A 25,476-nucleotide genomic window follows, 5' to 3' on the forward strand; every position below is an offset into this window, starting at 1 on the left:
GTCAGGCTGGCGTGCAAACGTTTCTAACGGGTTTGATAAATCCATCCGGACGTTCAATCTGATCGAAACGCCATCTTCGTGGTGACCAGTTGTAGACACGTTGCTCTTCAGGGTAATCGACGATCATCAGGCCGTGGAAGTACCACGCGGATGTAGATTTGTATCCGGTCTTGGTGGTGTAGAAAGAAAATCCGCGCAATTCGTACAGGGCTTTGACTGGAGAATTCTCTGCATGTTCGGCGATGCAATAGGGTGCGCCGTCTGAGATTGTGCGCGCCTGAACAAGAACCACCGGAACTGTTAACAGAGACCAAAGCGCAGTCACGGTCGCAACCGATATCGCAATCTTTGCCGCCCATGAAGGTTGTGGTTTCCCATTGAGACCAGACCAGATCAGGAAGCTGGATGCGAGGGCAATGGTCAAGCTCACACCATGCAGGGCCTGAGTGTCAGTAAAGGGCCCAAAAGCGCCAGATGCCAGTGTCAGAAAAAGTCCCAGAACGACTGAGAAACCCGCAAGAATTCTGGCAAGAAGTCGCGGGATCGGAAACATTCCCAGCAAGGCAAGGCCTCCAACGATTGCGGGTATAGCGGGAATGAGCCACAAAGAAAAAAACAAACTTTGAAAGAGCAATAGCCGAGCTTTCTTGTCCGTGTCAGCTTCGAACAGGTACGGGTCTAAGGGCTGTATGTAGGCAGCAAAGATCAACGCAGCATACGCACAGAACAGTGCTTTGTATTTTAGGTCTGGCTGAAAAGCGAAATCTCTCTAGTTAAAAAATTACCACCCACCTGTCTTGCGACGGGTGGGTAGTCAGAAAAAACTGTAACTTTCACACCGAAATTACCGGCGTGCATAACTAAACTTCTACCGCCGACGATCCCGGCGCGAGCTCATCGGCTGGAACGCCACGCCCACATGTGCCTCGCAATAGGGTTTGCCTGCCTCAACCGGAAGGCCGCAGAACCAGAAATCCTCGGTCGCGGGGTCGCCCACGGGCCACTTGCAGGTTTTCTCGGTTAATTCCATCAGAGTCAGCTTCTTGGCCTTTTTCTCTATCTCGTTGACCTTGGCCAGCGCTTCGGGGCTGATCTCATTGGCCGACGGTTGCGGTGGCAGCGGCTGACCGGCGGGGATGATCTGACGGCGGGCCGGAACGACCGGTTTTGACTCGGAGGTCGGGGCAGGGGCCGGGCGCGCCGGTTCGGTCTTGGGCGCAGGTCTGGGTTTGGCCTCGGCCTTGGGGGCAGGCGCCGGTTTTTCTTTCGGTTCCGCCTTGGCCGGGGATGCGCCTGCCGTCCGGTTGGACAGGCCCAGGCGGTGCACCTTGCCGATCACCGCATTGCGGGTCACGCCACCCAGTTCCTTGGCAATCTGGCTGGCCGACTGGCCTTCGCCCCACATCTTCTTCAACAGTTCTACGCGCTCGTCTGTCCAGGACATCGTTAGCCTTTCAAAAGCGGAAAGCGGCCCCGGATTCGGGCCGCCTTGGGAATTCGTCTCAGCCCCCTATTCTAAACACTGCAGCCCGAGTTACAAGCTGTCTTCGAATCAGTTTGAGGGCAAAACATGCAGAATCCCGCAGATCAGACCGCGCGTCGCTTCGGAGCAGTCAACTGGATGGGCCTTTACACGCTGGCGCAGCGCGAAACCCTGCGCTTTCTGGCCGTCTGGACCCAGACGGTTCTGGCACCACTGGTTTCGGCGGGGTTGTTCCTGTTGATCTTCACCATCGCCATCGGACCCAGCCGGCCTGATGTCATGGGCGTGCCGTTTGTGATGTTTCTGGCGCCGGGGATCATGATGATGACGGTGATCCAGAACGCCTTTGCCAATACCTCGTCCTCGATGGTGATCGCCAAGGTGCAAGGCAACATCGTTGATACCTTGATGCCACCGCTGTCACCGCTTGAGATTCTGCTGGGCTACCTCGCGGGTGGCATCGCCCGCGGCGTGATGATTGCAGTGGTGATCTCGATTGCGCTTTTGGTCTTGCTCTCCATCGCGCCTCAGCACCCGTTGATCGCGTTGACCTTTGTCGTTCTGGGCGGAGCGTTCATGGGCGCGTTGGGACTGTTTGCAGGTATCTTTGCCAACAAGTTCGACCAGATGGCTGCGATCACCAACTTTATCGTCACACCGCTGGCCTTCCTGTCGGGTACGTTCTATTCGGTCGAGGCGCTGCCGCCTGTCCTGAATCGCCTGACACACCTGAACCCGGTGTTCTATCTGATTGATGGCTTGCGGTATGGGATGATCGGGGTGTCGGACAGCTCTCCGTGGCTGGGAATAGCGGTCTGTACGTTTGCAACACTCGTGATCGGAGTCATCACCTGGCTGATGCTGCGTACCGGTTACCGTCTCAAGGCTTAGCGCCGCTCTGCCAGCGTGTCGGGTTTCAAGGGCAGGCTTGGCCTTCCCAGCAAGGGCGCAGGCGCCCCCGTTCCGGAATAAAGGGCCTGTGCAGGGCAGGCTCTCAGGCATGGCGCTGCACCGCTTCTCGCCAGACCAGGATCAGCCCGCCGGCCAGGATAGTCGCAGACCCGACCAGACTGATCCAGTCAGGGATCACATCAAAGACCGCAAAGTCGTAAAGGGCGGCAAAGATCAGCGTGGCATAGCTGATCGGGGCCACAAAGGATGCGTCCGCCCGCGCCATGCCGTTGACGAAACAAGCCTGCGCGCAGGCCATCAGAACGCCGATCCCCACCAATGCTGCCCATTGCTGCGGGGTCGGCATCTGAAAGACGAAGCTGACGGCTATCGTGGCGATCACCAGCCCCATCGAGTTATTGATCAGCAGGATCTGCATCGGTGGCTCGCGCCCGGAAAGTTTCTTGATGAAAATCAACTCCATCCCGATCAGCGCGGCCGCTGCCAGCGCCAGAAGGGCAGCGGGCTGAAAACTGGCTGGGGTCGGGCGAAGCAGGATCAGTGCACCCGTCAAGGCAACAGCCGCAGCCAGCCAGCGCCACAGTCCCACGCGTTCTTGTAGCAGAGGAATGGCCAGCACCATACCAAAGACAGGGTTCAGAAAGGATATAGCCGTCGCATCCGCCATCGGAATGAAGGCAACCGACGCGAACATCAATGTCACCCCCGCCCAGCCAAAACTGGTCCGCCCGATGTGAAGACCCCAGTGGGGCCGCACCAATCGGGGCCGCAGAATTGCAACCGCCAACAGGATCGCCAGCAGGGCAAACAGAAATCGCCCGTGACTGATCTGCATCGCATGCAAGGGCGGGCCCAACGCATCCGTCCCCAGCGCCTTGGCCAGCAGCGTCGTCGCCGCGATAAAGGCGGTGGCGACAAAGATAAGCGCGGCGGCAAGCGGTGGATTATGGTGTTTGGGTTCGAACATGGCCAAGCGGTGCGCGGTTGCGCAGGCGTTGGCAAGCGCAAAATGGGATCGTTTCAAAATACCGGCTTCCCAACCTGCGCAAGCATCGCTATACGGACGGCCATGATCAAACATGTGCATATCCAACTGCTCCGACGCCGACGCATCTTTGCGTAACCGGCCTGTTTGATCCCGTGTGCCCAGCTATTCGGCACAAACCTCACCAAATCTGTTGACGAACTGGGCCTTCGTGTACCACTCACGAGGCTCATACTACCTGAAAAGGATGATCCCATGATCCCGTCCGTTCTGCCGACCTATAACCGTGCGCCCCTGACATTCGTGAAGGGCGAAGGCGCCTGGCTGACCGAGGCGGATGGCCGACGTTTTCTGGACCTCGGCGCAGGGATCGCGGTGAACGCGCTGGGTCACGCCCATCCGGCATTGGTGGCCGCGCTGACTGACCAGGCCCATGCGCTGTGGCATGTCTCGAACCTGTACAACATTCCTCAGCAACAGGCGTTGGCTGACAAGCTGGTGGAACACACTTTTGCCGATACGGTTTTCTTCACGAACTCTGGCACGGAATCCTGCGAACTGGCCGTGAAAATGGCCCGCAAGTATTTCTATGACAAAGGTCAGCCCGAGCGGGTTGAAATCATCACCTTCGACGGTTCCTTCCACGGCCGGTCGTCAGCCGGTATCGCTGCTGCCGGGTCCGAGAAAATGACCAAGGGCTTCGGCCCGCTGCTGCCCGGCTTTGTCCACCTGGCATTCGGAGACCTCGATGGCGTCACCAACGCCATCACCGATGAGACCGCCGCGATCCTGATCGAACCGGTGCAGGGCGAAGGTGGTATTCGCCCCGTACCTGATGCCGAACTCAAAGCGCTGCGCCAGATCTGCGACGAAAATGGCCTTCTGCTGATCCTTGATGAAGTCCAATGCGGCGTTGGCCGGACAGGCAAGCTCTTTGCCCATGAATGGGCGGGGATCACCCCTGATATCATGATGGTCGCCAAGGGCATCGGCGGGGGCTTCCCGCTGGGGGCTGTACTGGCGACCGAAGACGCGGCGTCCGGTATGACTGCGGGCACCCACGGTTCGACATATGGCGGCAACCCGCTGGGCTGCGCCGTGGGCTGCGCGGTGATTGATCACGTGGCAACACCCGCCTTCCTTGAAGGCGTCAACCGCAAATCCGGGCTTCTGCGCCAGAAGCTCGAAGGCCTGATCGCCGACCACCCTGAAGTGTTCGAAGAAGTGCGCGGATCGGGCCTGATGCTCGGTCTGAAGTGCAAGCCGACCAATATCGACGTGGTCAACGCAGGGTATGACAACGAGGTTATCACCGTTCCCGCCGCCGACAACGTGATTCGTCTGCTGCCACCGCTGACCCTGACCGAGGACGATATCGCTCAGGCCGTGATCCGCCTCGACAAAACAGCCAAACAGATCGAAACCCAGCTTGCGACTGCCTGAGTTTCACCTTTCTTCAAATACTTTGGGGGTGTTGGGGTCTGACCCCACCCGCCGTCAGCCAAAAGCGAAGCAAAATGAACCATTTTCTTGATATCCACAAAACCGATTCTACCGATCTGCGGGCCATGATCGATCAGGCGGGCGTGATGAAACAGGCGCGTTTGGGCCGCCCCAAGGCCGCCCCTGACGACGAACAACCGTTGAAAGATCGTATGGTGGCACTGATCTTCGAAAAGCCGTCGACGCGGACGCGCGTGTCTTTCGATGTGGGCGTGCGCCAGATGGGCGGGCAGACCATGGTGCTGTCCGGCAAGGACATGCAGCTGGGTCATGGCGAGACCATTGCCGACACCGCCCGTGTGCTGTCGCGCTATGTCGACATGATCATGATCCGCACCTTTGATGAAACCATCCTGACCGAAATGGCCGAATACTCGGACGTGCCGGTGATCAACGGCCTGACCGACCGCACCCATCCCTGCCAGATCATGGCTGATGTTCTGACATTCGAGGAACACCGCGGCCCCATCGCCGGAAAAAAGGTGGTCTGGACCGGCGACGGCAACAATGTCTGCGCCTCCTTCCTGCACGCCGCTGGTCAGTTCGGGTTCGATCTGACCTTCACCGGGCCCGCTCAGCTTGACCCGGAAGAAGGGTTCATAGGGTTTGCCCGCCAGAAAGGGTCGAAAATCGTGATCGAAAGGGATCCGCACAAAGCGGTGGAAGGCGCTGACCTCGTCGTCGCAGACACCTGGGTCTCGATGCATGATTCCCAGTCGGCCAAGGAACGCCGCCACAACATGCTGCGACCATATCAGGTCAACGCTGAACTCATGTCGCATGCCAAACCGGATGCGCTGTTCATGCATTGCCTGCCGGCCCACCGCGAGGAAGAAGCGACCTCCGAGGTTATGGACGGACCGAACTCGGTCATTTTTGATGAGGCCGAAAACCGCCTGCACGCGCAGAAGGCGGTCATGCGCTGGTGTCTGGGCGTCTAAGGGCGCCGACGGACATCCCACACTTTCAGCTTGGCGAGTGCGCTTGCGCTCGCCAGCAGGACCAGTGTGCAAAGCGCTGTTTTGGTCATGATCTCCATCGTGCCTTCGATCAGCATGGCGTGAACAACGCTGCCGACAATCGTCACCGCGGCCAGCACGGTGTGGCTCAGCCGCCAAAGTCGAAAGCGCAGACGCAGGTGCTGGCGGAAGACACCCAGCAGGGCCGCCCCGAAAGCTGTCCACATGGCAATGACGCCCCAGGCCGAGAACGGTGTCGGAGAGACGAACAACAACGCATCCACCACATCCGGCGGGCTGGTAAGCCACAAACCCGCGACATGGACCACAATCACCAGCACCAGGGTCAGACCGATCCAACGGTGAATGTGGCGGCTCTTCACTGCGGACAAGCCCGGAAGGTTTTTTCCGGCTAGAAGCGGTTGCAGCAACAGCAGATCCAAGCTCAGAATTCCGGCAAACCCGGCGAGGATGTAGACAGGGTCGCGCCATGCAAGGTAAGGGCTGCCTGCCGCAGCGATCAGAGGAACGGCAAGGGCGGCGATCAGGGTCGCCCAAATGACACCGGTTCGGATCACCGGGATCAGAGCGGTTGCAACACGAAATGCGCAGCCAGTGTCTTGTCCTTGGAACTGGACATCACAGGCCGCAGGAACACCGTCTCGAACGCGCCGCTGTCATAGGCCAGATGCCCGTGCGGTTGGCCGAAAGCGGGCACGATCTGCGGCATTTCCAGGCGGAATTCACCCTTTTCATTCGTCAAAGTCGCCCCATGGCTTTGCGGGTCGCGCTCGTGCCCCTCGGTGGTATGGGCCCAGATTTGAATGCGTTGGCCGGGCAGGGGTGCGCCGTCGCCCGCCCGTCGTACGGTGCCGGTCATCCAGAACCCCCCTCTGCCGATCCGGTCCACGACCGGTGCGCCAGGGCGATAGTTGTTTGATCCGCCCCGCATCGAAGGCGTCGGCGCAAGCCCGGCTGCGCGGGCAGGAACCAAAAGCCCCGCAGCCCCGGTTGCCAAAACGGCAGCACCTTGGGTGATCAGGGAACGACGGGACAGCAACGCATCTGTCATCGAGAAACCTCCAATACGCGATCCAATCTTGTCAGTCTGCGGCTTCCATCTGAAACATAGCATGTTTCTTTAAAAATCCGAGGCTGTGCTCGGTTCAACCCATGCACGCTCACTGTACTGTGAGCGATTCTGGGTCGTCGAAACGAATCTCTTTGACGTCTCGTGCTGTGCGGTGCGATGCTCAGGGTCACCGAACCACTTCGGGATGATCATTCCATGACGACAGCAGACCTGGTCACAAAGGAAGACATCGGCGCCTTCCAACGCGATGGGGCTGTTGTTCTCCGGTCGAAATTCTCATCTGACTGGTTGTCACTGTTACGCGCCGGTATCGATGCCGACCTTGACACTCCAACCGACAATTTCACTCGCCACACCAAGGATCCGGACGCCCCGGGTTATTTCGAAGACTACTGGGCCTGGAATAAAATTCCGCAATTCAACGAATTCGTTCACAATTCACCCTGCGCACCGCTTGCTGCCGGGTTGCTGGGCGCGCCATCCGTAAACCTTGTCATGGACAACTGGTTTCTCCGCGAGGCCGGCTCGACTTCGCGCCCGCCCTTCCATCAGGATCTGTCTTACTTCGATTTCGAAGGTACGATGTGCGTCCTTTGGCTGCCGCTGGAACCAGTGACCAAGGAAAACGGCATCGCTTTCGTCAAAGGCTCACACCTATGGGACAAGCTGTTCATGCGGGTGCGGTTCGCCGATGGTCATCCCAGTTATCAGCCCACCGAAGTTGCCGGGCAGACCTATCACCCACCACCTGATGTCAATGCAGACCCCGGCGCGTTTGATTTGCTGCAATGGGATCTTGAGCTTGGGGATTGCATTTTCTTCGACATGCGAACGCTGCATGGCGGGCTGTCTTCAACCACCCCGTCGGAAACGGTGCGTCGCTTCACCCTTCGCATGACCGCACCAGACGGTGTCATCCGATACCGTGGCGACTGGGCCAAGGACGAGCGCGCGCAGTTCGAGGCAGCAGGTTATGGCGAGGGGGATCGGATTGACGGACCCTTTTTTCCCAAGCTCTGGCCGCGTTAGTCGGAACGGCGCCGCACTCCACCTGTGCAATCGTGCACTTTATAGGCTGCTTTGCGCGGCTATTTCTTACCTGAGAGAACGCAGACGGCCTGACCATCTGCAACGAGGGGAGTGCTGAAATGAGTTGGAACCCGACACACAATCCGGACTGCATCTCGGAAAATGCGGCGCTGGACACGTTGATCATCCCGCGTGCCCGTGACCTGGGAGGGTTCGAGGTGCGCCGTGCGCTGCCTTCGGTAAAACGACAGTTGGTGGGCCCGTTCATATTTTTCGATCAAATGGGGCCTGCTGAATTCATCACCGAAGGCGGCATCGATGTTCGCCCCCACCCGCATATCGGATTGGGCACGGTCACTTATCTGTACCAGGGCGAGTTCGAGCACAGCGACAGCCTTGGCACACATCAGATGATCTATCCCGGCGAGGTCAACTGGATGGTCGCAGGCCGCGGTGTGACCCATTCAGAACGCACCAGTGATGAGACCCGAGGCAAGAAACACAGCCTGTTCGGCATTCAGACCTGGATTGCCTTGCCCGAAGCGCATGAGGATATGGCCCCGGATTTCGAACACCACAAACAGGCCGCTCTGCCGCATCTTCAGGATGCGGGTGTCAGCGCCCGGTTGATCCTGGGTTCGGCCTATGGTGAGACCAGCCCGGTCACGATGTTGTCCGAAACCTTCTATCTCGATGTGCAATTGGAACCCGGCGCGTCCTTCCCTCTGCCTGACGACCACGAAGATCGCGGTGTCTATGTCACGCAAGGTTCGGTCGAAATCGCAGGTGACACGTTTGACGAGGGCCGCATGATGGTGTTCCGTCCCGGGGACAGGCTGTCTGTCACGGCGGGCGCACTGGGCGCGCGGCTGATGCTGCTGGGCGGAGCGACCCTGAATGAAGACCGCTACATCTGGTGGAATTTCGTTTCGTCTTCGAAGGAAAAGATCGAAACGGCAACCCGTGAGTGGAAAAGCGCCGATTGGGCCAACGGTGCGTTTCACCTGCCTCCGGGTGACGATCAGGAATTTATCCCTATTTCCAAAGAGCTTGAGCACACAAAACCCCGGCTGGCCCGCTAGCGCGCGACGTCAGGGGCAAGTGGGCTTGTGTCACGGGCCGTTTGCGGTGATCCTTTTCGGGAATACCGGAGGGGGTATCATGAAAATTGTCCTCGCAGGCGCGGGCAGCATTGGCTGCTACTGCGGTGCCTTGCTTGCCCGTTCGGGGCACTCCGTGACCCTTCTGGGACGGGCACGTGTGCTGGACCCGATCCGTGAGCACGGGCTGACGGTCACGGATTTTGACGGCCTTGATTATACGGTTCCGCCCGAATCTTTGTCTCTCAGTGAAGATCCGGCCTGCCTGGGTCAGGCCGAACTCGTCATCGTATCCGTCAAATCGGGCGCTACATCAGACATGGCCGAGCTGATTGGCACTATTGCACCGCGAGATGTGCCTGTCCTGTCCTGGCAAAACGGGATCGAGGCCGCAACAACACTGCGCAATGCCCTTCCCGGGCGCGACGTTCGCGCCGGAATGGTTCCGTTCAATGTGGTGCCGACTGCCCCCGCCACCTATCACCGGGCCACGTCCGGAGAGATCGTCATCCAGAGCGGCACCGGAGATCTGGCGACGCAGCTGAGCAGTGCGGACCTTCCCGTTATGTCCAGCGACCGGATCGAGGCCGTGCAATGGGGCAAGCTTGTGATCAACCTGAACAATGCGCTCAATGCCTTGTCGGGCCTCACGCTGGTGGATCAGCTGATGAACCGCGACTGGCGCAATCTCATGGCGGATCAGATGTCCGAGGCGCTGACTGTTCTCAAGGCGGCGGGGCATCCCGTGGCTTCGACCACACCACTTCCGGCATGGATGACGCCGCATATTCTGCGACTTCCGACGCCGCTGTTCACCCGGATCGCGGCCCGGATGCTGACAATCGATCCGAGTGCGCGAACGTCCATGGCCTATGACTTGATGGCCGAGCGCCAAACGGAAATTGACAGTCTGCAAGGCCATATCATCCGGATGGGTCACGAAACCGGAGTGCCAACACCCATCTGCACGCAAGTGTCCGACCTGATCAAACACGCACCCGATCACCCGTTGTCACCTGAGCAGATCAGGCTCTGACGGTATTCGTCAGACGAATGCAGTCAGTACCCAGTATATTACGGCCGACATGGTTGCAGCGGCTGGCACGGTCACAACCCATGCCGCCACGATGGTCATGAAATGCGACCGGCGCACCAGCTTGCGACGGCGGTATTCTTCCGGGGCAAGGTGTTGCGCCGTGCGCTGAAGGTTTCCCTGCTTGCGCCGACGCTCGGAATGCCACTCGCGATAGAAGCCGACGCCAAAGACTGCTCCAACGGCAATATGGGTCGAACTGACCGGCAGACCCAGCCAGCTGGCCAGAATTACGGTGATCGCCGCCGACAGGGCGACGCAAAAGGCGCGTATCGGGTTCAGCTTGGTGATCTGACTGCCCACCATGCGGATCAGCCTGGGGCCGAACAGGAACAGACCGAACGAAATCCCGAACGCGCCAATGATCATCACCCACAGAGGGATTGAAACCTTGGCTGCGAACTCTCCGAATTCAGCCGCGTGAACAATCGCGGCCAGCGGGCCGACCGCATTGGCCACGTCATTTGCGCCGTGGGCGAAACTCAGGAACGTGGCCGAGATCACAAGGGGCAGCCCAAACAGCGTTTTCAGAGACCGGGTCCGGTTCTCCATTCCTTCGGATTTGCGTTTGACCCACGGGACGGTCACGGACCAGGCCAGAAGCCCCACAGACAACCCGATCAGCAAAGCCATCTCCAGATCGATTGTCACGATCCGCTTCAGCCCTTTGACGGACATATATGTGGAAAAGGCCCCAGCCATCACCGCCAAAAGGATTGGCACCCATTTGCGCGCGGCTGCAATCTTGTCGTCCTGATGCTGGATCTTTGACCTGATCAGCGCCAGAAAACCCGCTGCAATCACACCCCCAAGCACCGGCGAGATCACCCAGCTGGCCGCAATTGCGCTCATTGTGCCCCAGCTCACCGCGCTCAGGCCCGCTGCGGCAATACCTGCACCCATGACCCCGCCCACGACAGAATGCGTGGTGGAAACAGGAGCGCCGATCCAGGTTGCCAGGTTGACCCACATGGCTGACGATATCAGCGCCGTCATCATGGCCCAGATGAACACCTCGCTGTTTTGCACCGAGGCCGGATCGATGATCCCCTTGGAGATGGTCGAAACCACATCACCCCCCGCAAGCAAAGCGCCTGTGCTTTCGGCAATGGCGGCAATCACGATGGCGCCGCCCATGGTAAGCACATTCGCACCAACCGCAGGGCCCATATTGTTGGCCACGTCATTGGCGCCAATATTGATTGCCATATAGGCCCCGAACGCAGCCGCTGCGACGACGATATAGCTACCATCCGCCTGACCAAACAGAACTGCCGCCGTCAGCCCGGCCAATGCCATGAAGGCCAGCGCGACTCCCGGTGCCAGCAAATGGCGCGCGACATGGATATTGGCGGCTTCGACACGCGAAATTCGGTGCAGGTCGCTGTCTAGCTTTTGCCAGCGTGGTTTTGGATTCGTGTCAGACATGAACTTGGTCAAATATTGAACGAGCGCGCAGCTAGCGGTTTCCTGCTGCGCAGGCAAGCTGGGTGCCACAGAATTGTTGCGAATTCCTTAGAGACTACGCAACAAGGCCTGTAACTCGGGCTCCTGTACCTGTGTGGCCGCATCAGCCGGCGAAAACCAGCGGCGTTCGCGCTGATCGGCCTCGGGAAACTCTTCAGCCAGTGCTTGCGCCGAAATCCGGTAGACACTGGTCAAAACCGGCTGCGCTGATCCGTCTTTGAGGATCTTGTCGTAAGTGTAACGACCGATGGGATCATTGTGTACTTTATCCCCGCGTACTCCGGCCTCTTCCCAAGCCTCCTGCAGGGCCGTTTCCGCTCCACTCAAACCATCAATTGGCCAACCTTTCGGGATGATCCAGCGTCTGGTGTCGCGGCTGGTGATCAACAGGACTTCGTCCTTCCCGTCATGAATGCGGGTGCACAACGCTGCAAACTGCACCCGCCGGGGGCGCAGAAAAAGAGGTCGTCCAACCTCTTCCCAGATGTTTTGCAGCCATGCACTCATCGGTTTCTTGTTGTCTACTCTATGCCTTCAAAGTTTATAAGACATAACAACAGAAATGGTGAGTTTCAATTGTATCTTCCGATCTTGGCCGATATTTGAGGGTTTTTAGTCTGATATTGTGGGTTTTTGGCCAAACAGCAGAATTTTCTGACTGCTCTATTCCCGTCTGCGCTTCGCTCTCAGCGTGGGATCAGCCCGGGTCGGATCTTCGGGCCAGGGGTGTTTGGGGTATTGCGCCCTCATGTCCTTGCGTACATCCGCGTAAGAGCCCGCCCAGAAACCGGGCAGGTCGCGCGTTATCTGGATCGGGCGCTGTGCTGGTGACAGCAGGGTGATCTTCAAAGGCTGGCCGCCGATTGCCGGATGGCGGGTCACGCCAAACACTTCCTGCAAGCGGACCGAGATTTCAGGCACGGCAGCGCTGTAATCAATTGGTACCTTGCGCCCCAGCGGCGTTTCAAATGACCCCGGAGCGCGCCGGTCCAGTTCCTGCGTCTGTGCCCAGTCCAGCCGCGCGCGCAGGGCGGGCATAAGGTCGAACTTCTTCCAGTCTTCGGCGCTTTTGACACCTGACAGCATGGGCAGCAACCAGTCGTCCATCTCGGCCATCAGGCCTGCGACCGAAAAATCGGGCAGATCGACGCCATCGGCACGCACCAGCTCGACACGGGCAGCCAAACGCGCGGCGGCACCCTCCAGCCGCAAGCCCAGATCGCGGACCCCGTCCAGCATCGCGCGCGCCACGGCGTCGTCTGGAACGTCCTTCCAGATGCGGTCATCCAGCGTGATCGCGCCGAACCGCTCTTGCCACCGCGACACGACCCGCCGCTCGCGTTTCGACCAGGCGCAAGTCTCAACCCAATCGATCTGATCCGCGAACAGATCGCGGGTCTCGCGTTCCGAAATCTGGGTGGCCATCCGGACCTTAGCCTCGCGCGGGTTGCCATCAGTGTCGATGACGACCAGAAACGGAGCGTTGGCCAGTGGATCCGCACTGTCCAGAACAACGCCTTTTCCCCCTGACAGCACATAGCGCGGCGCGTCACCTTTGCGCCGCTGCCCGATGCGGTCAGGATACGCCAGCGCAGCCATGGCGGCAGGGCTCAGATCAGCAGAGTCGCCCTTGGCCTGTTTCCGCAACCGTTTGGTCTCGGCATTGATCCGATCCACGGCGCCCATGTTGACCTGCCAGACCCTGTTGCGCTGAAAAGTCCGTGGATCACGCAGCGCCTCTTGCCGCAGGGTGATATCCACCGGCGCACCGCGAAGGGGGTCACGCTCTGCCATCAACGCCGCCAAAGGTGCGGCGTTCGGACCGGCCCGCACAAGCATGTGCCCCAACCGGGGATGCAAGGGCAGTGCTGCCAGGGCGCGCCCATGATCGGTGATCCGCCCATTGGTGTCGAGTGCGCCCAGCATTGTAAGCAAAGCCCGCGCCTCGGCCATCGTCCCTTCGGGAGGTGGTGTCAGAAAGGCAAGATCGGCCGCGCCAGCGCCCCACAGGGACAGCTCCAGCGCCAGCCCGGTCAGGTCAGCCGCTTCGATCTCGGCAGGCGGGTAGGCGGCCAGCGCACCGTCTTCCCCCTTCGACCAGAGCCGGTAACACACCCCTTCGGCGACACGTCCGGCCCGGCCCGCGCGCTGTGTGGCCTCGGCCCGTGTCACCCGTTCGGTCACCAGCCGTGACATTCCCGATCCCGGATCGAACCGAGCCCGTCGGGCCTGCCCCATGTCCACGACAACCTTGATATCGGGGATCGTCAGCGACGTTTCGGCAATCGACGTCGCCAGCACAACTTTGCGCCCATGTTCCACCGGGGCGATCGCCGCACGCTGGGCCGCAAAGGGCATGGCCCCGAATAACGGGCGCACCACGCAACTATTGGGTAATCGACTGTTCAAGGCGCCCTCAGCGCGCCGAATTTCGCCCTCTCCCGGCAGGAAAACCAGAATTCCGCCGCCGGACTTGCGCGTCTCACGCTCGGCCTGTGTCACCAGATCGATCAACGCATCCAACCGTCGCGCTTGCGGTCCCAATGGCCGATCCAGCCAGCGCGTCTCAACCGGAAAGCTGCGCCCGTCTGATGTGACCAGCGGGGCCGCCATCAACGCGCCGACGGGATCTGCATCCAGCGTGGCTGACATGGCCAGCAGGATCAGATCGTCTCGCAGTGCGCCCGTTACCTCAAGGCACAAGGCCAGCCCCAGATCGGCGTTCAGAGACCGTTCATGGAATTCGTCGAAAATCACCGCGCCGATGCCGGGCAGGTCGGGTTCGGATTGCAGCATCCGCGTCAGGATACCTTCGGTCACCACTTCGATCCGGGTGTCTTTTGACACTTTCGCATCGCCGCGCACACGGTAACCCACGGTCTGCCCTGCGCGCTCTCCCAGGGTCTCGGTCATCCGCTCGGCAGCGGCCCGGGCCGCCAGCCGCCGGGGCTCCAGCATCACGATCCTGCCGTCACACAGACTTGCCTCGAGCATTGCCAGAGGAACCCGCGTGGTCTTGCCCGCCCCGGGTGGCGCCTGAAGCACCGCGCGACCATGCGCACGTAAAGTGTCTAGCAGTTCGGGAATGGCGTCGTCGATGGGCAGGCGTATCGTCATCCGGCTCTTATCCGCCATCATGCAGGTGACGTCCAGTTCTCGCACAGTGCGAGCATTTTGGTGTAACCCATGGTGCCAAGACCATAACCGGAAGTGCCAAGCGGCGCACGAATTGACGCAGCTATTGCCTTGATCGCATTTCCAGAGACCTCCGGTCTGGACAAACGCCCCCGGAGCGCGGCAACTATTCTTGCCTCTAGGATCGGGACAAGAATGCAGACAGACAGCCTTAGCGACAGGATTTTGAAGGGCGAGCGCCGGGCGCTGGCACGTGCAATCACTCTGGTGGAAAGCAACCGCGCCGATCATCGCGCACAGGCGAGCGAGCTGTTGGCACAGCTCGCCGGATCGGGGCGCCAGGCGCTGCGGATCGGTTTGTCGGGCACGCCAGGAGTGGGCAAGTCCACATTCATCGAAAGCTTTGGAATGATGTTGACGGGGCAGGGGCTGCGTGTCGCGGTTCTGGCAGTCGATCCCAGCTCTGCCCGTTCGGGGGGCTCGATTCTGGGGGACAAAACCCGGATGGAACGCCTGAGCCGTGAGAAGAACGCTTTCATCCGCCCGTCCCCCAGCCAGAGCCATCTCGGCGGCGTTGCCCGACGGACCCGTGAGGCCATCGCCCTGTGCGAGGCCGCGGGCTATGATGTGGTGCTGATCGAAACCGTGGGTGTAGGGCAGTCCGAAACGGTGGTGTCTGAATTGTCGGACCTGTTCCTGTTGTTGTTGGCCCCGGCGGGTGGGGACGAATTGCAGGGTGTCAAACGTGGCATCATGGAGATGGCCGACATCATCCTGATCAACAAGGCGGATGGTGACCTGAAGGCCACGGCGACACGGACGTGCGCAGACTATGCCGGCGCGCTGCGATTGCTGCGCAAACGCCCCCAGGATCCCGAAGGTTTCCCCAAGGCAATGACCGTTTCAGCGGTCGAAGAACAGGGGCTGGAGCAAGCCTGGGACGAGATGCAATCCCTGATCCAATGGCGCAGCGACAACGGTATCTGGGAGGCCAACCGCGCCGCGCAGGCACGTTACTGGTTCGATCAGGAGGTCCGTCACGCCCTTCTGGCTCGCCTCGACACGCCGCAAGCCAAGGCTGAGATGGAGCGTCTGAATGCCGAAGTCTCGGCCGGGCATCTGAACCCGGTTTTGGCGGCACAGGAACTGCTCAATACGCTGACCTGACGGGTTGAAAAAGGGCGGGGTTTCAAAGGTTGGCGCAAAATGAAAGAATTCGCGCAGCCCGTCTTGACCCTCCCTGCGATTCCCACTACACGCATCCAACCAGTTTTCGGGCGCGACTTCGGGTTGTGCCCCTTGTGATTTGGCCGAGGGCTTTGTGCCCGGCCTCCAGAAACAAAGGAAGAAACCATGTCGCGCCGTTGCGAACTGACCGGAAAAGGCCCGATGACTGGCAACAATGTCAGCCACGCCAAAAACAGAACTCGTCGTCGTTTCCTGCCGAACCTGAATGACGTCACCCTGCAGTCCGAGACCCTGGGCCGCGGCGTGAAGCTGCGCATCTCGGCCGCTGCCCTGCGTTCGGTTGACCACCGCGGTGGTCTGGACGCATTCCTGGCCAAAGCCAAGGATGACGAGTTGTCGTCGAACGCTCTGAAAGTGAAGAAGGAAATCGCCAAGGCACAAGCCACGGCCTAAGCTTTTTCGCTAACGGTATTTCAAGCCCTGTACCTCTGTGGTGCGGGGCTTTTTCTTTTTTGAAACGCCCACACTGCCTCATATTGTTTTCAATTTCGAAATTATTTTTCGCTATTGGTGAATTGCTTCACATACGGGCTCTCGAATCTGACCTAACGTAACTGTCATTCATCAGGCGGGGGCCACACTATGACGTTAAAAAGTTTCTACCTTTTCCTGTTCCTGGCCGCGGTCTTTCGCAAAGCAATTTCGGCTTGCACGCGGATGCAGCGCAGGGTGAACCGTTCCCACACCAGCTTCAATACAAGCAAGGTGAAACGACCGGGAATTGACTACTGAAACCAGCTTCAAGCGCGACCCTTTGGCGCTTGAAGCTACTCTGCTGACTGACCTATACCCGGGTCAGGATGAGACCAGTTTTAATCAGAATCCTACCTTATGTTCTGTCCCTGCTTTTGGTTCTGACCGGGCAGGGTCTTGCTGTTTCGCGCGGCATGGACAGGGCCGTGGGTCAGATGGTGCTGTGCACAGGCACTGGTCCGGTCGTTGTCTATATGGACGAAGACGGGCAACCGACCGCGCCACCGCATTACTGTCCGGACTATGCGCTGTCCCTGATGGGCGCGATTGCCGTCGCCCACCCATCGATGCCTGTGGCGCCGAAACAGGCGCAGCCTTCGCCGTTGCGGCATCTGGTCAATCAGATCGCTTTGCCAGTCCCCGGCTCTCCGGCGCGCGCACCGCCTGTAAGAATTTGAAAACCAATCTTTTTCAAACTCAAAACACAGGAGAGGCACGATGTCCCTCAAGACTACTCTGTTTGCAACTCTGGCCGTTGTGACACTGGCTTTGCCGGCTTTTGCCGAAGGTACAATCAAAGTTGATGACGCCTATGCCCGGTCATCGGGAAAGACCGCCAAGGCGGGTGCTGCGTTCATGATGATCCGGAATCAGGGTGATACAGATGACCGGCTGGTCGGTGCGTCTTCGGATGCCGCGGCCCGGGTCGAACTGCATACGCACAAAGTCGACGAAAATGGCGTGGCCAAGATGATGCATGTCGAGGAAGGCTTTGCCATTCCGGCCGGCGAGACCCATATGCTGAAACGCGGCGGCGACCACGTGATGTTCATGGGGCTGGCGGCACCGTTCGAGCAGGGTGCCACGGTTCCGGTGACGCTGATCTTCGAAAAAGCTGGCGAGGTTGAAGTCGAAATCCCGGTCGATCTGGAGCGCCAGGACATGGGCGGGGGATCACATTCGAACTAGGGCAACGCCTGTCTTCAGGCCGCGCTGCGGCCGTCATTCATGCGTCAGGCCGGGCATTGCCCGGCCTGTTGTCCTTGTGGCTGTCGCTGGTGCTACTTATTGACGGTCTTCAGGCCAACACGGTCGCCGGCCTGACGGAATCGGGACGCCAGCCAGAACATGACGGCAGCAATGGCCAGTGCCGAAAAGGCGATGCCCCATCCCAGCGCAACAAGCGCGACCGCGGGCCAGATCATCAAAACGAGCCCGACGACAAGCGCGACGAATCCCGATACGCGCATCGAGCCACGCTGCGGATCTCTCTCATGCATTTGCCCGGAGGCCGCCAGCGAGCCGATCCCGATGATCAGCGCCCATGCGCCCATCAGGAAAAAGGCCAGTTTGACCGTCCCTTCCGGCCAGAACAGCAGGACAAGCCCGATCAGAAGCGCACCAATCGCAGCGCCGCCCATCACACCACGTCGCCCAACGCCCAAGAGCGTCAGGCCGCCATCGAGGATCAGCAGCACGCCAACCAGTCGCAGCAGCAACGCGATGCTGCCCGACGGCCAGAAAAGTGCGGCAATGCCGACAAGCCCGGCCAATACTCCGCGCAGCAGAAAGGTCCACCACAGGCTGGAAAGCTGCTCGCCCAGCATGTCGCGCCCGGCCATGCTGTCGTCATCAAGGATCTCACCGGTCCGGGGGTCTTGATCAGCCATTTCTCGTCCTCCAGTCGTTTCGAAGATAGTCTATACAAATTAAGCGCGTGCTGTCTGTACCTTAAGTGTGCGGCGCAAGCAGATGCTCAACCCATCGCGGAACTGTTTGAGTCGCTTTGCCGACAATACGTTCGTCAAACCCGGATGCGCCCAGCGACGGTTCCAGATTGATTTCGATCGTCCGTGCGCCCGCCGCTTGTGCCTCGTGTACAAAGGCCGCTGCCGGATAAACCTGACCCGAGGTGCCAATGGCAGCAAAAAGCGACGCGCTAGCCAGTTGGTCATAAATCTCGTCCATGAAATAGGGCATTTCACCAAACCAAACCACATCGGGCCGGGCAGAGGGGTGCGCACAGGCGGGGCAGGGTTCTCCTACAGCCATCTCGGTCGGGGCGGTCCATTGATGGCCGCAGGCAGAACACAAAGCGCCGGCCAATGTTCCGTGCATGTGAATGACATCCTTGGCGCCGCCCGCCTCATGCAGGCTGTCCACGTTCTGGGTGACAATCACGACGTCTCCGGGCCAGTCCCGTTGCAATCGGGCCAGCGCTTCATGCGCGGCATTGGGTTGCACCTCAGAGGCCTGAACGCGCCGCGCATTGTAAAACCCCTGAACCAGTGCGGGGTCGCGGGCGAATCCTTCCGGCGTGGCGACATCCTCGATCCGGTGCTGTGCCCATAATCCACCCTCATCGCGAAAGGTGCTCAACCCGCTTTCGGCGGATATTCCGGCCCCGGTCAGGATCACGATCTTTTCCATTTCTCCTCCGCGCGGTACAGCTTGGTGCATGTCACACCGTATCCTCTTTGTCTGCCTGGGCAATATCTGCCGTTCGCCCGCTGCCGAAGGCGTTTTCCGCGCCCGCGCGCCGCACCACGTAACCGATAGTGCCGGAACCATGGGCTGGCACGCGGGGAACCCGCCCTATGGCCCGATGCAGGCAGCTGCGAAGGTCAGGGGAATCGACCTGGGTGACCTGCGCGCCCGTCAGTTCACCGCCGCCGATTTCGCCCGCTTCGACCTGATCCTCGGCATGGACGCCAACAACATCGCGGATATCGAGGATCTGCGCCCCGCCGGCAGTGACACCACGGTGCGCCTGCTGACCGATTTCGCCCCTGAAACCGGCGCGGATCATGTGCCTGACCCATATTATACACGGGATTTCGATGGCGCTCTGGACCTGATCGAAGCGGCTGTCGAGGGCCTTGCGGCTCATCTGGACAGTTAACCGCCTATCACCCGCAGCGATCCGCTCAGCCAGGGCAGTTTGGCCAAAGCCGGGTCCACGATCTGGTTCTGCATCAGGCGCCGTGTCATGCCCGCGACCTCCTGCGGTACCTGATCGGACCAGTCCGTACGCGCCAGCAAGGATATGCTGCGCGAGAAATCCCCGAACGGGGCAGGGTGGGCCTCCAGCCCTTCATGGAACCGCGCTGCGCGCATGAAGCCCAGCGGCGTCGTGATCGCCCAACCCAGGCCCCGTGCAACCATGGCCATCAGCGCCATGTGCGAGCCGATCTCGAACCGTTCCTCAAACTCCTGCGCGCCGCGCGCCATATGCGCCTCGATCTGCCGGCTGATCAGTTGCTCGCGGGCATAGCGCAGATATGGCAGCCTGTCCTGTACCGCCTCCACTCCGCCCGACCCCTGTGGTGCAACCAGAATGAACGGATCCCGGACCAGAGGGTACTCGACCACCCCCTCCAGCACTTCTCCGCTATGGGCGGTTACGGCCATATGCAGGCGTTGTTCGGCCAGGGCCTCGAACAGATCGAGGCTCGACAAGGTGATCAGTTTGAAATTCGATCGGGTCAGACTGTCTGCCAGCAACGTTGCCAGCCGCGGGGTCAGATCATTGTCGAAGTCGTCGATCAGCCCGATTGACAGCGTGGTCAGATGCCCCAGATCCATGACCGACAATTCGCTTTGTGCCATTTGCAGCTCGGCCAGAACCGTCTCGGCCCGCGCCAGAAAGCTGCGCCCGGCCTGTGTCAGGCGCATCGGTCGCCGCCCGTGATCGACCAGTTCAGTGCCCAACGCCTTTTCCAGATTACGTAATTGCTGGGAAACGGATGGCTGGCTGAGCCCCGTGATCTCGGCGGCTTGCGCCACCGATCCCGTCCGTGCCAAGGCCTCGAATACTTCAAGGCCCCGCAGGGTCAGCCCTTTCATCACCATAAGATACACCTTTCGTTGCGCCTTTTCTGGGGCGCAGTGTGCATCAGGTCAAGCGTTCCGAAGGGCTTAGCTGCAGATCGCCTGCGCCATCTGGCCAAAGTTCTGATACCGATCCCACAGCGCATCATCGCGCGCAGTCTGCGACATCTTCAACTCTTGCGCCTGATGCGGGTCAGAGAACCACTTGGCCACGGTCTTCTGATCGCTGCGGGTCAGCGCCTGATCCGCCACGCGCTGGATGCAAGTACACCGATCCCGCGTCGCCGCCGACCGATCCGACGCCAGACACGCCCGTTTGATCTGCGCCGCGTCCGCAACCGGCGCCACCGCCGTCAGAGACGTGGCGCAAAACGCGATAAGGAGAAACTGTTTCATACTCGAGCCTCGTTTTTGCCTGCCCGGACGGGTCTGATGCCCCTCTCGGTCTGCGGCAGAGTATGAATCAATCGAGGGAAGGGATCAATCGGGTGGTGCGAAAAAGTAAATTTCGGAGTAGTAGCTATGGCTTTCTCGCCCAGACCGTAGGCCTGGTTTCAGCCCAGCAACGGCCAGGACTGCATCAGGACCTTGAGGTTTGGCAGTGCTGCTTGATCGTCTACTGCAATCTTATAGAGTAAACTATCGACTAAGCTTGGAATATGGAAGAAATTATGAGCTTACAAGCAGCGGCTACTGTTGTGATCGCGATCCTGATGTTCGTGATGGGCGCAGTAGAGGAAGTCGCAGCACAAGACCGATCTGAAGACCTCAATCGACCGGTACGGGTGCTGATATCAGGAGTGTCTGATGATTTCGCCCACGAGGTGAGCACACTAGATTCAAATAGAAAAATTGACTTCAGCTATCCTTCAAAGAAGCTTTCCGACTTTGATTTAATGGTCATACTGGTCGATGAGTTTAATGATGCGCTCGACGAAAAAATTGTCCGAGAGCTTGGCTTTGTCCCTGATGACTTTCCCGACAGCGGGGAGCGGAATTTTGTAGCTGCATTGACTGTGGAATTTGAGGGCGATGAAATGCCTTTCCCAATCCTTGTGATTGACCGGCGGCATTTCTACTCTCGAGAAAGAGCTTGTCATGCCCCCCTGCTCAGGGATTTCATCTTGCAAGCTGATTGGTTCAGCATAATTGAGCGGGAACATGAATATAAGCTGGCGTCAGATTGTAAAATCTTATCGTAGCATCTAGTTGCGCGTGAGGTTGTTCGAGGAAACATACAATCTTGGAGTCATTGTATGGTGCTGCTGGGACACTCAATCCACCTTGACCAGCCCACGATTCCCCTACATATCCCCAACCCATGACAGACCTCGCTCATATCCGCAATTTCTCCATCGTCGCGCATATCGACCATGGCAAATCCACCCTTGCTGACCGGCTCATCCAAGAGACCGGAACGGTCAAGGATCGCGACATGAAGGAACAGCTGCTCGACAGTATGGATATCGAGCGCGAGCGCGGCATCACCATCAAGGCCAACACGGTTCGCATCGACTATACCGCCGACAATGGCGAGGCATACGTGCTGAACCTGATCGACACCCCCGGCCACGTGGACTTTGCCTATGAGGTCAGCCGCTCCATGCGCGCGGTCGAAGGCTCGCTGCTGGTTGTGGATTCGACCCAAGGCGTCGAAGCGCAGACGCTGGCGAATGTGTATCAGGCCATCGACGCCGATCATGAGATCGTGCCGGTGCTGAACAAGATCGACCTGCCCGCGTCCGACTGTGATCGCGTGGCGGAACAGATCGAGGATGTGATCGGCATCGACGCGACCGACGCCATTCAGGTCAGCGCCAAAACGGGGCAGGGCATCCACGAGACGCTGGAAGCCATCGTACAGCAACTGCCCGCGCCGCAGGGCAATCTGGACGCGCCGCTCAAGGCGATGCTGGTGGATTCGTGGTACGACGCTTATCTCGGCGTCATCGTTCTGGTTCGTATCATGGACGGCACGCTGAAAAGGGGCATGCGGGTCAAGTTCATGTCGAACAACACCCTGCACCATGTCGACCGCGTCGGCGTCTTCCGGCCTGAGATGGAGATGGTCGACTCGCTTGGCCCCGGTGAGATCGGATTCCTCACGGCATCGATCAAACAGGTCCGCGACACCCGCGTCGGTGACACCATCACCAATGACCGCAACGGCACGGAAGAGGCCCTGACAGGCTTCAAACCCGCGCAGCCGGTGGTGTTCTGTGGCCTGTTCCCCGTCGACAGTTCCGAATTCGAAGACCTGCGCGATGCGATTGACAAACTGGCGCTGAACGACGCCAGCTTCAGCTTTGAAATGGAAACCTCGGCAGCGCTTGGCTTTGGCTTCCGCTGCGGCTTCCTTGGCCTTTTGCACCTTGAGGTCATCCGCGACCGTATCGAACGCGAATATGATATCGAGCTTATCACCACCGCGCCGTCGGTGATCTATCACGTCTACATGAAAGACGGCGAGATGATCGAGCTCCACAACCCCGCCGACATGCCCGACCCGTCGAAGGTCGACCATATTGAGGAACCGCGCATCAAGGCGACCATTCTGGTGCCCGACGAATTCCTAGGCGACGTGCTGAAACTGTGTCAGGACCGCCGTGGCATCCAGATGGACCTGACCTATGCGGGCAGCCGCGCCATGGTCGTCTATGACCTGCCGCTGAACGAGGTCGTCTTTGACTTCTACGACCGCCTGAAATCGGTGACCAAGGGTTATGCCTCGTTTGACTACCAGATGACCGGCTATACCGAGGACAATCTGGTCAAGATGTCGGTGCTGGTGAATGATGAGCCGGTTGACGCGCTGTCGACCATGGTTCACCGCGACCGGGCCGAGATGCGGGGCCGCGCGATGTGCGAAAAGCTCAAAGACTTAATCCCGCGCCACATGTTCAAAATCCCGATCCAGGCCGCCATCGGAGGCAAGGTCATCGCGCGCGAGACCCTGTCCGCCTTACGCAAGGACGTGACCGCCAAATGCTACGGAGGCGACGCCACGCGGAAACGCAAACTGCTGGACAAGCAGAAGGCGGGTAAGAAGAAAATGCGCCAGTTCGGGAAGGTCGATATCCCGCAGGAGGCGTTTATTTCAGCGCTGAAGATGGACAGCTAAAGCTGTCCGTTTTGAACAGTCACTGACAGGCTTTCTTTTTGGGTTCGAGCTTGATGCCACCTGATCAGGTGGCGGCTCGCACCAAATGGAATTCGCAGTCCGTCAGGCCGAATTCGCTGTAATCAATCGGCTTGGAAAAGTTCAGGCGCCTCAACTGTCTGTCTGCAATTCGAACCGGTCTGAGGTTGGAATCGTCATGCACGATGAAGGCACCGGACGGCATGAGAGCGTGTAGCGCCAGAACCTCTCTGAGGTGCGTGTCCTTGGCCCCGTCCAGGTGCAGGAAATCGATTTTCGCATCAGGATGCCTCAGGGCGTATGCCGGAGCTTCGATCAGAGAGTTTCCTTTGATCAGCTCAACCCGGTCAGGAAACTTGTACCTTAGCCAGTTGAATGCTGCCGGCACGTAAATGTCCACGCGGGCCCAGCGGCGGTTCAATCTCTGGCAAACATCCACGCCGACGCACTTGATTTCAGGGTTGGCCATAAGCGCCAACAACATGCTGTGGCCCGCATTCACGCCTATTTCGAACAGACGTGTCGAGCGTCGGGCCAACTCAAAGAAATTTCTTCGTTTGGGTTCGAATCTTTCAATAAATGGCTGTGTTTGAAAACCCGTCGCGCGGTGTTCGTAGAACAGATTGCCATTCAGCGCAGGTGGTTCACCCACTTGTTCAAGCGAATGTGCGACATACTGATTGAGGTCGCGCAAGTTTTCGTTCCACTGTGCTGAGGACAAGAGATCGTCATAATCTGAAGGATGGAAGTTGGAAGACACAGTACTTTTCCTCGAAACCCTTTAGTTCCATTACACGCGAGGTTTTCGTTAAACTGTTGAAGCGATGGAAAGTAAACCTTTGAAGCGAAGAACAAGTGTTCTCGTTTTTGGGCCTAAAGTGAGTTCCGTCAGTGACGTAAAAGCACGAGTGCCTGCCTTTGGGATGACCTTCCTGCGTCAACCTCAGGGTTTACCTTCGAAAAAAACGGGTGGTGCGTTTGCGCCCTTGGGCTCTGTCCGTTCGCGGCTGAATTCGTCCACTGGACGAATTCCGAGACGCCGCTCACCCCTCGGGTTGGCGCTGCCCTCATCACTTGGATTTCTGTGACTAGCCGCTGACAGATCACATCGTTAGGTTGTTGCTATGGCAATGAACTATAGAACTATCTTGGAGCGCTGGCCCGTCGCGACGATTGGCCTGACTTATTTTTCGTACTTTGTTTTGCAAAGCACTATGGACCACACTTTCCGCGCCTTTGATCAGCAGGAGTTTAACCCTGGTTGGATGCTGTTTCTTATTTTTGTTGGTTGGGGATTCTACAGCATGTTTCACATAGTCTTTTATCTAATTCGAACGTTTAAATAGCATCGTATCAGTTGTCCATCTAACACCTGTGACCAACCTCACAGCTTCAACTTCGCCCACCTGCTAATGTTGACGCAACGGCAACCTCGGCAGGAGGCCCTTATGTCCACATCGCTCATCCCTCTCATCGCCCTCGGGTCGGCGGGTCTATATTCCGTTGCCATGATCTCGATGAAGTTCTGGTGGAAGATTCCCGGTGTTGGCCTGACCCTTCTGATCGTCGCCACGTTGCTGGCCGCCGCGACGCTGGAACTTGCCGCGCTGCGCAACGAACGATTGGGCATCATCTATACCGGCATTCTGGGGGCCGAGGTCGTGCTGATCGCCATCGCCTCGTATTTCCTGTTTGGCGAGAACTTTTCCTATCGCGAGGGGATCGGCATCGCGCTGGTGATTGTCGGGACAGCTCTGGCCTGGGCCTGAAACTCCATTCTGAGCCCCCGCTGAACCAATCATGAAG

The 25,476-nt window shown here is 59.0% G+C and carries 27 protein-coding genes; 14 read left to right on the forward strand and 13 right to left on the reverse strand.

What is annotated here, in order from left to right:
- Position 1: 1 nt before the first annotated feature.
- A complete protein-coding gene (locus AC2FLP_RS13150; RefSeq protein WP_496683996.1) occupies positions 2-562 on the reverse strand; it encodes a hypothetical protein in 561 nt (186 codons plus the stop codon).
- Positions 563-868: 306 nt separating this feature from the next.
- Positions 869-1,444: a GcrA family cell cycle regulator gene (locus AC2FLP_RS13155; RefSeq protein WP_117869672.1), complete on the reverse strand. Its 576-nt coding sequence runs from the start codon at positions 1,442-1,444 to the stop codon at positions 869-871.
- A 126-nt stretch (positions 1,445-1,570) separates the two neighbouring features.
- Between AC2FLP_RS13155 and AC2FLP_RS13160 the strand changes: the two genes are divergently transcribed.
- Positions 1,571-2,374: an ABC transporter permease gene (locus AC2FLP_RS13160; RefSeq protein ID WP_496683993.1), complete on the forward strand. Its 804-nt coding sequence runs from the start codon at positions 1,571-1,573 to the stop codon at positions 2,372-2,374.
- Positions 2,375-2,477: 103 nt separating this feature from the next.
- On the opposite strand, the gene AC2FLP_RS13165 is transcribed toward AC2FLP_RS13160, so the two are convergent.
- Positions 2,478-3,362, reverse strand: a complete 885-nt coding sequence (locus AC2FLP_RS13165; protein ID WP_117872812.1) for a DMT family transporter — start codon at positions 3,360-3,362, stop codon at positions 2,478-2,480.
- Between the two features lie 273 nt (positions 3,363-3,635).
- On the opposite strand from AC2FLP_RS13165, the gene AC2FLP_RS13170 reads away from it, so the two are divergent.
- On the forward strand, positions 3,636-4,823 hold the full coding sequence (locus AC2FLP_RS13170) for an aspartate aminotransferase family protein (RefSeq protein WP_496683991.1): 1,188 nt from the start codon (positions 3,636-3,638) through the stop codon (positions 4,821-4,823).
- A 74-nt stretch (positions 4,824-4,897) separates the two neighbouring features.
- Positions 4,898-5,824, forward strand: coding sequence for an ornithine carbamoyltransferase (gene argF, locus AC2FLP_RS13175; protein ID WP_299898669.1), 927 nt, complete (start codon positions 4,898-4,900; stop codon positions 5,822-5,824).
- Here the strand turns inward: argF and AC2FLP_RS13180 are convergent.
- Both AC2FLP_RS13180 and AC2FLP_RS13185 read right to left on the reverse strand, forming a co-directional pair.
- Positions 5,821-6,417: a ferric reductase-like transmembrane domain-containing protein gene (locus AC2FLP_RS13180; protein WP_496684129.1), complete on the reverse strand. Its 597-nt coding sequence runs from the start codon at positions 6,415-6,417 to the stop codon at positions 5,821-5,823. The genes argF and AC2FLP_RS13180 overlap by 4 nt on opposite strands.
- Before the next feature lie 8 nt (positions 6,418-6,425).
- Positions 6,426-6,914: a peptidase associated/transthyretin-like domain-containing protein gene (locus AC2FLP_RS13185; protein ID WP_117869667.1), complete on the reverse strand. Its 489-nt coding sequence runs from the start codon at positions 6,912-6,914 to the stop codon at positions 6,426-6,428.
- A gap of 216 nt (positions 6,915-7,130) precedes the next feature.
- On the opposite strand from AC2FLP_RS13185, the gene AC2FLP_RS13190 reads away from it, so the two are divergent.
- The 3 genes from AC2FLP_RS13190 (at position 7,131) to AC2FLP_RS13200 (ending at position 10,100) form a co-directional block, all read left to right on the forward strand.
- Positions 7,131-7,964, forward strand: coding sequence for a phytanoyl-CoA dioxygenase family protein (locus AC2FLP_RS13190; protein ID WP_496673947.1), 834 nt, complete (start codon positions 7,131-7,133; stop codon positions 7,962-7,964).
- 119 nt (positions 7,965-8,083) lie between these two features.
- Entirely contained in the window at positions 8,084-9,046 is a 963-nt protein-coding gene (locus AC2FLP_RS13195; protein ID WP_496683988.1) for a pirin family protein, read from the forward strand.
- A gap of 79 nt (positions 9,047-9,125) precedes the next feature.
- Positions 9,126-10,100 (forward strand): 2-dehydropantoate 2-reductase, encoded by a 975-nt coding sequence (locus AC2FLP_RS13200; protein ID WP_117869664.1) that lies wholly within the window; start codon positions 9,126-9,128, stop codon positions 10,098-10,100.
- 9 nt (positions 10,101-10,109) lie between these two features.
- Here the strand turns inward: AC2FLP_RS13200 and AC2FLP_RS13205 are convergent, their stop codons facing one another.
- From AC2FLP_RS13205 to hrpB, 3 genes are all read right to left on the reverse strand, one after another.
- Positions 10,110-11,585: an inorganic phosphate transporter gene (locus AC2FLP_RS13205; protein WP_496683986.1), complete on the reverse strand. Its 1,476-nt coding sequence runs from the start codon at positions 11,583-11,585 to the stop codon at positions 10,110-10,112.
- Between the two features lie 87 nt (positions 11,586-11,672).
- Positions 11,673-12,131: an NUDIX hydrolase gene (locus AC2FLP_RS13210; protein ID WP_299898714.1), complete on the reverse strand. Its 459-nt coding sequence runs from the start codon at positions 12,129-12,131 to the stop codon at positions 11,673-11,675.
- A gap of 156 nt (positions 12,132-12,287) precedes the next feature.
- Positions 12,288-14,762: an ATP-dependent helicase HrpB gene (hrpB, locus tag AC2FLP_RS13215; RefSeq protein ID WP_496683983.1), complete on the reverse strand. Its 2,475-nt coding sequence runs from the start codon at positions 14,760-14,762 to the stop codon at positions 12,288-12,290.
- Between the two features lie 192 nt (positions 14,763-14,954).
- On the opposite strand from hrpB, the gene meaB reads away from it, so the two are divergent.
- From meaB to AC2FLP_RS13235, 4 genes are all read left to right on the forward strand, one after another.
- Positions 14,955-15,926: a methylmalonyl Co-A mutase-associated GTPase MeaB gene (gene meaB / locus AC2FLP_RS13220; protein WP_117869661.1), complete on the forward strand. Its 972-nt coding sequence runs from the start codon at positions 14,955-14,957 to the stop codon at positions 15,924-15,926.
- A gap of 186 nt (positions 15,927-16,112) precedes the next feature.
- Positions 16,113-16,400: a 50S ribosomal protein L28 gene (rpmB, locus tag AC2FLP_RS13225; protein WP_117869660.1), complete on the forward strand. Its 288-nt coding sequence runs from the start codon at positions 16,113-16,115 to the stop codon at positions 16,398-16,400.
- A gap of 407 nt (positions 16,401-16,807) precedes the next feature.
- The gene (locus AC2FLP_RS13230; RefSeq protein WP_496683979.1) at positions 16,808-17,158 is read left to right on the forward strand and encodes a glycosyltransferase family protein; all 351 of its coding nucleotides are present in this window, start codon (positions 16,808-16,810) and stop codon (positions 17,156-17,158) included.
- A 40-nt stretch (positions 17,159-17,198) separates the two neighbouring features.
- A complete protein-coding gene (locus AC2FLP_RS13235; RefSeq protein WP_496683976.1) occupies positions 17,199-17,669 on the forward strand; it encodes a copper chaperone PCu(A)C in 471 nt (156 codons plus the stop codon).
- 92 nt (positions 17,670-17,761) lie between these two features.
- On the opposite strand, the gene AC2FLP_RS13240 is transcribed toward AC2FLP_RS13235, so the two are convergent.
- Positions 17,762-18,370 carry an HdeD family acid-resistance protein gene (locus AC2FLP_RS13240; protein ID WP_117869657.1) on the reverse strand — a complete coding sequence of 203 codons (609 nt, stop codon included), beginning with the start codon at positions 18,368-18,370 and terminating at the stop codon, positions 17,762-17,764.
- Between the two features lie 61 nt (positions 18,371-18,431).
- A complete protein-coding gene (locus AC2FLP_RS13245) occupies positions 18,432-19,130 on the reverse strand; it encodes an NAD-dependent deacylase (protein WP_496684126.1) in 699 nt (232 codons plus the stop codon).
- A 28-nt stretch (positions 19,131-19,158) separates the two neighbouring features.
- On the opposite strand from AC2FLP_RS13245, the gene AC2FLP_RS13250 reads away from it, so the two are divergent.
- A complete protein-coding gene (locus AC2FLP_RS13250) occupies positions 19,159-19,602 on the forward strand; it encodes a low molecular weight protein-tyrosine-phosphatase (protein WP_496683974.1) in 444 nt (147 codons plus the stop codon).
- Here the strand turns inward: AC2FLP_RS13250 and AC2FLP_RS13255 are convergent.
- Positions 19,599-20,552: a LysR family transcriptional regulator gene (locus AC2FLP_RS13255; RefSeq protein WP_117869654.1), complete on the reverse strand. Its 954-nt coding sequence runs from the start codon at positions 20,550-20,552 to the stop codon at positions 19,599-19,601. The two genes, AC2FLP_RS13250 and AC2FLP_RS13255, sit on opposite strands and share 4 nt — an antisense overlap.
- Positions 20,553-20,618: 66 nt before the next feature.
- Positions 20,619-20,927: a hypothetical protein gene (locus AC2FLP_RS13260; RefSeq protein ID WP_299643607.1), complete on the reverse strand. Its 309-nt coding sequence runs from the start codon at positions 20,925-20,927 to the stop codon at positions 20,619-20,621.
- A 275-nt stretch (positions 20,928-21,202) separates the two neighbouring features.
- Between AC2FLP_RS13260 and AC2FLP_RS13265 the strand changes: the two genes are divergently transcribed.
- Positions 21,203-21,733 carry a hypothetical protein gene (locus tag AC2FLP_RS13265; protein WP_496683965.1) on the forward strand — a complete coding sequence of 177 codons (531 nt, stop codon included), beginning with the start codon at positions 21,203-21,205 and terminating at the stop codon, positions 21,731-21,733.
- A 119-nt stretch (positions 21,734-21,852) separates the two neighbouring features.
- Entirely contained in the window at positions 21,853-23,652 is a 1,800-nt protein-coding gene (lepA, locus tag AC2FLP_RS13270; RefSeq protein WP_496683964.1) for a translation elongation factor 4, read from the forward strand.
- A 64-nt stretch (positions 23,653-23,716) separates the two neighbouring features.
- Here the strand turns inward: lepA and AC2FLP_RS13275 are convergent, their stop codons facing one another.
- Positions 23,717-24,430 carry a class I SAM-dependent methyltransferase gene (locus AC2FLP_RS13275; protein WP_117869650.1) on the reverse strand — a complete coding sequence of 238 codons (714 nt, stop codon included), beginning with the start codon at positions 24,428-24,430 and terminating at the stop codon, positions 23,717-23,719.
- Between the two features lie 688 nt (positions 24,431-25,118).
- Between AC2FLP_RS13275 and AC2FLP_RS13280 the strand changes: the two genes are divergently transcribed.
- Complete coding sequence (locus tag AC2FLP_RS13280; RefSeq protein WP_170345061.1) at positions 25,119-25,439, forward strand: hypothetical protein; 321 nt, start codon at positions 25,119-25,121, stop codon at positions 25,437-25,439.
- Positions 25,440-25,476: the final 37 nt, after the last annotated feature.

This window comes from Ruegeria sp. CDSA141, from assembly GCF_059612005.1.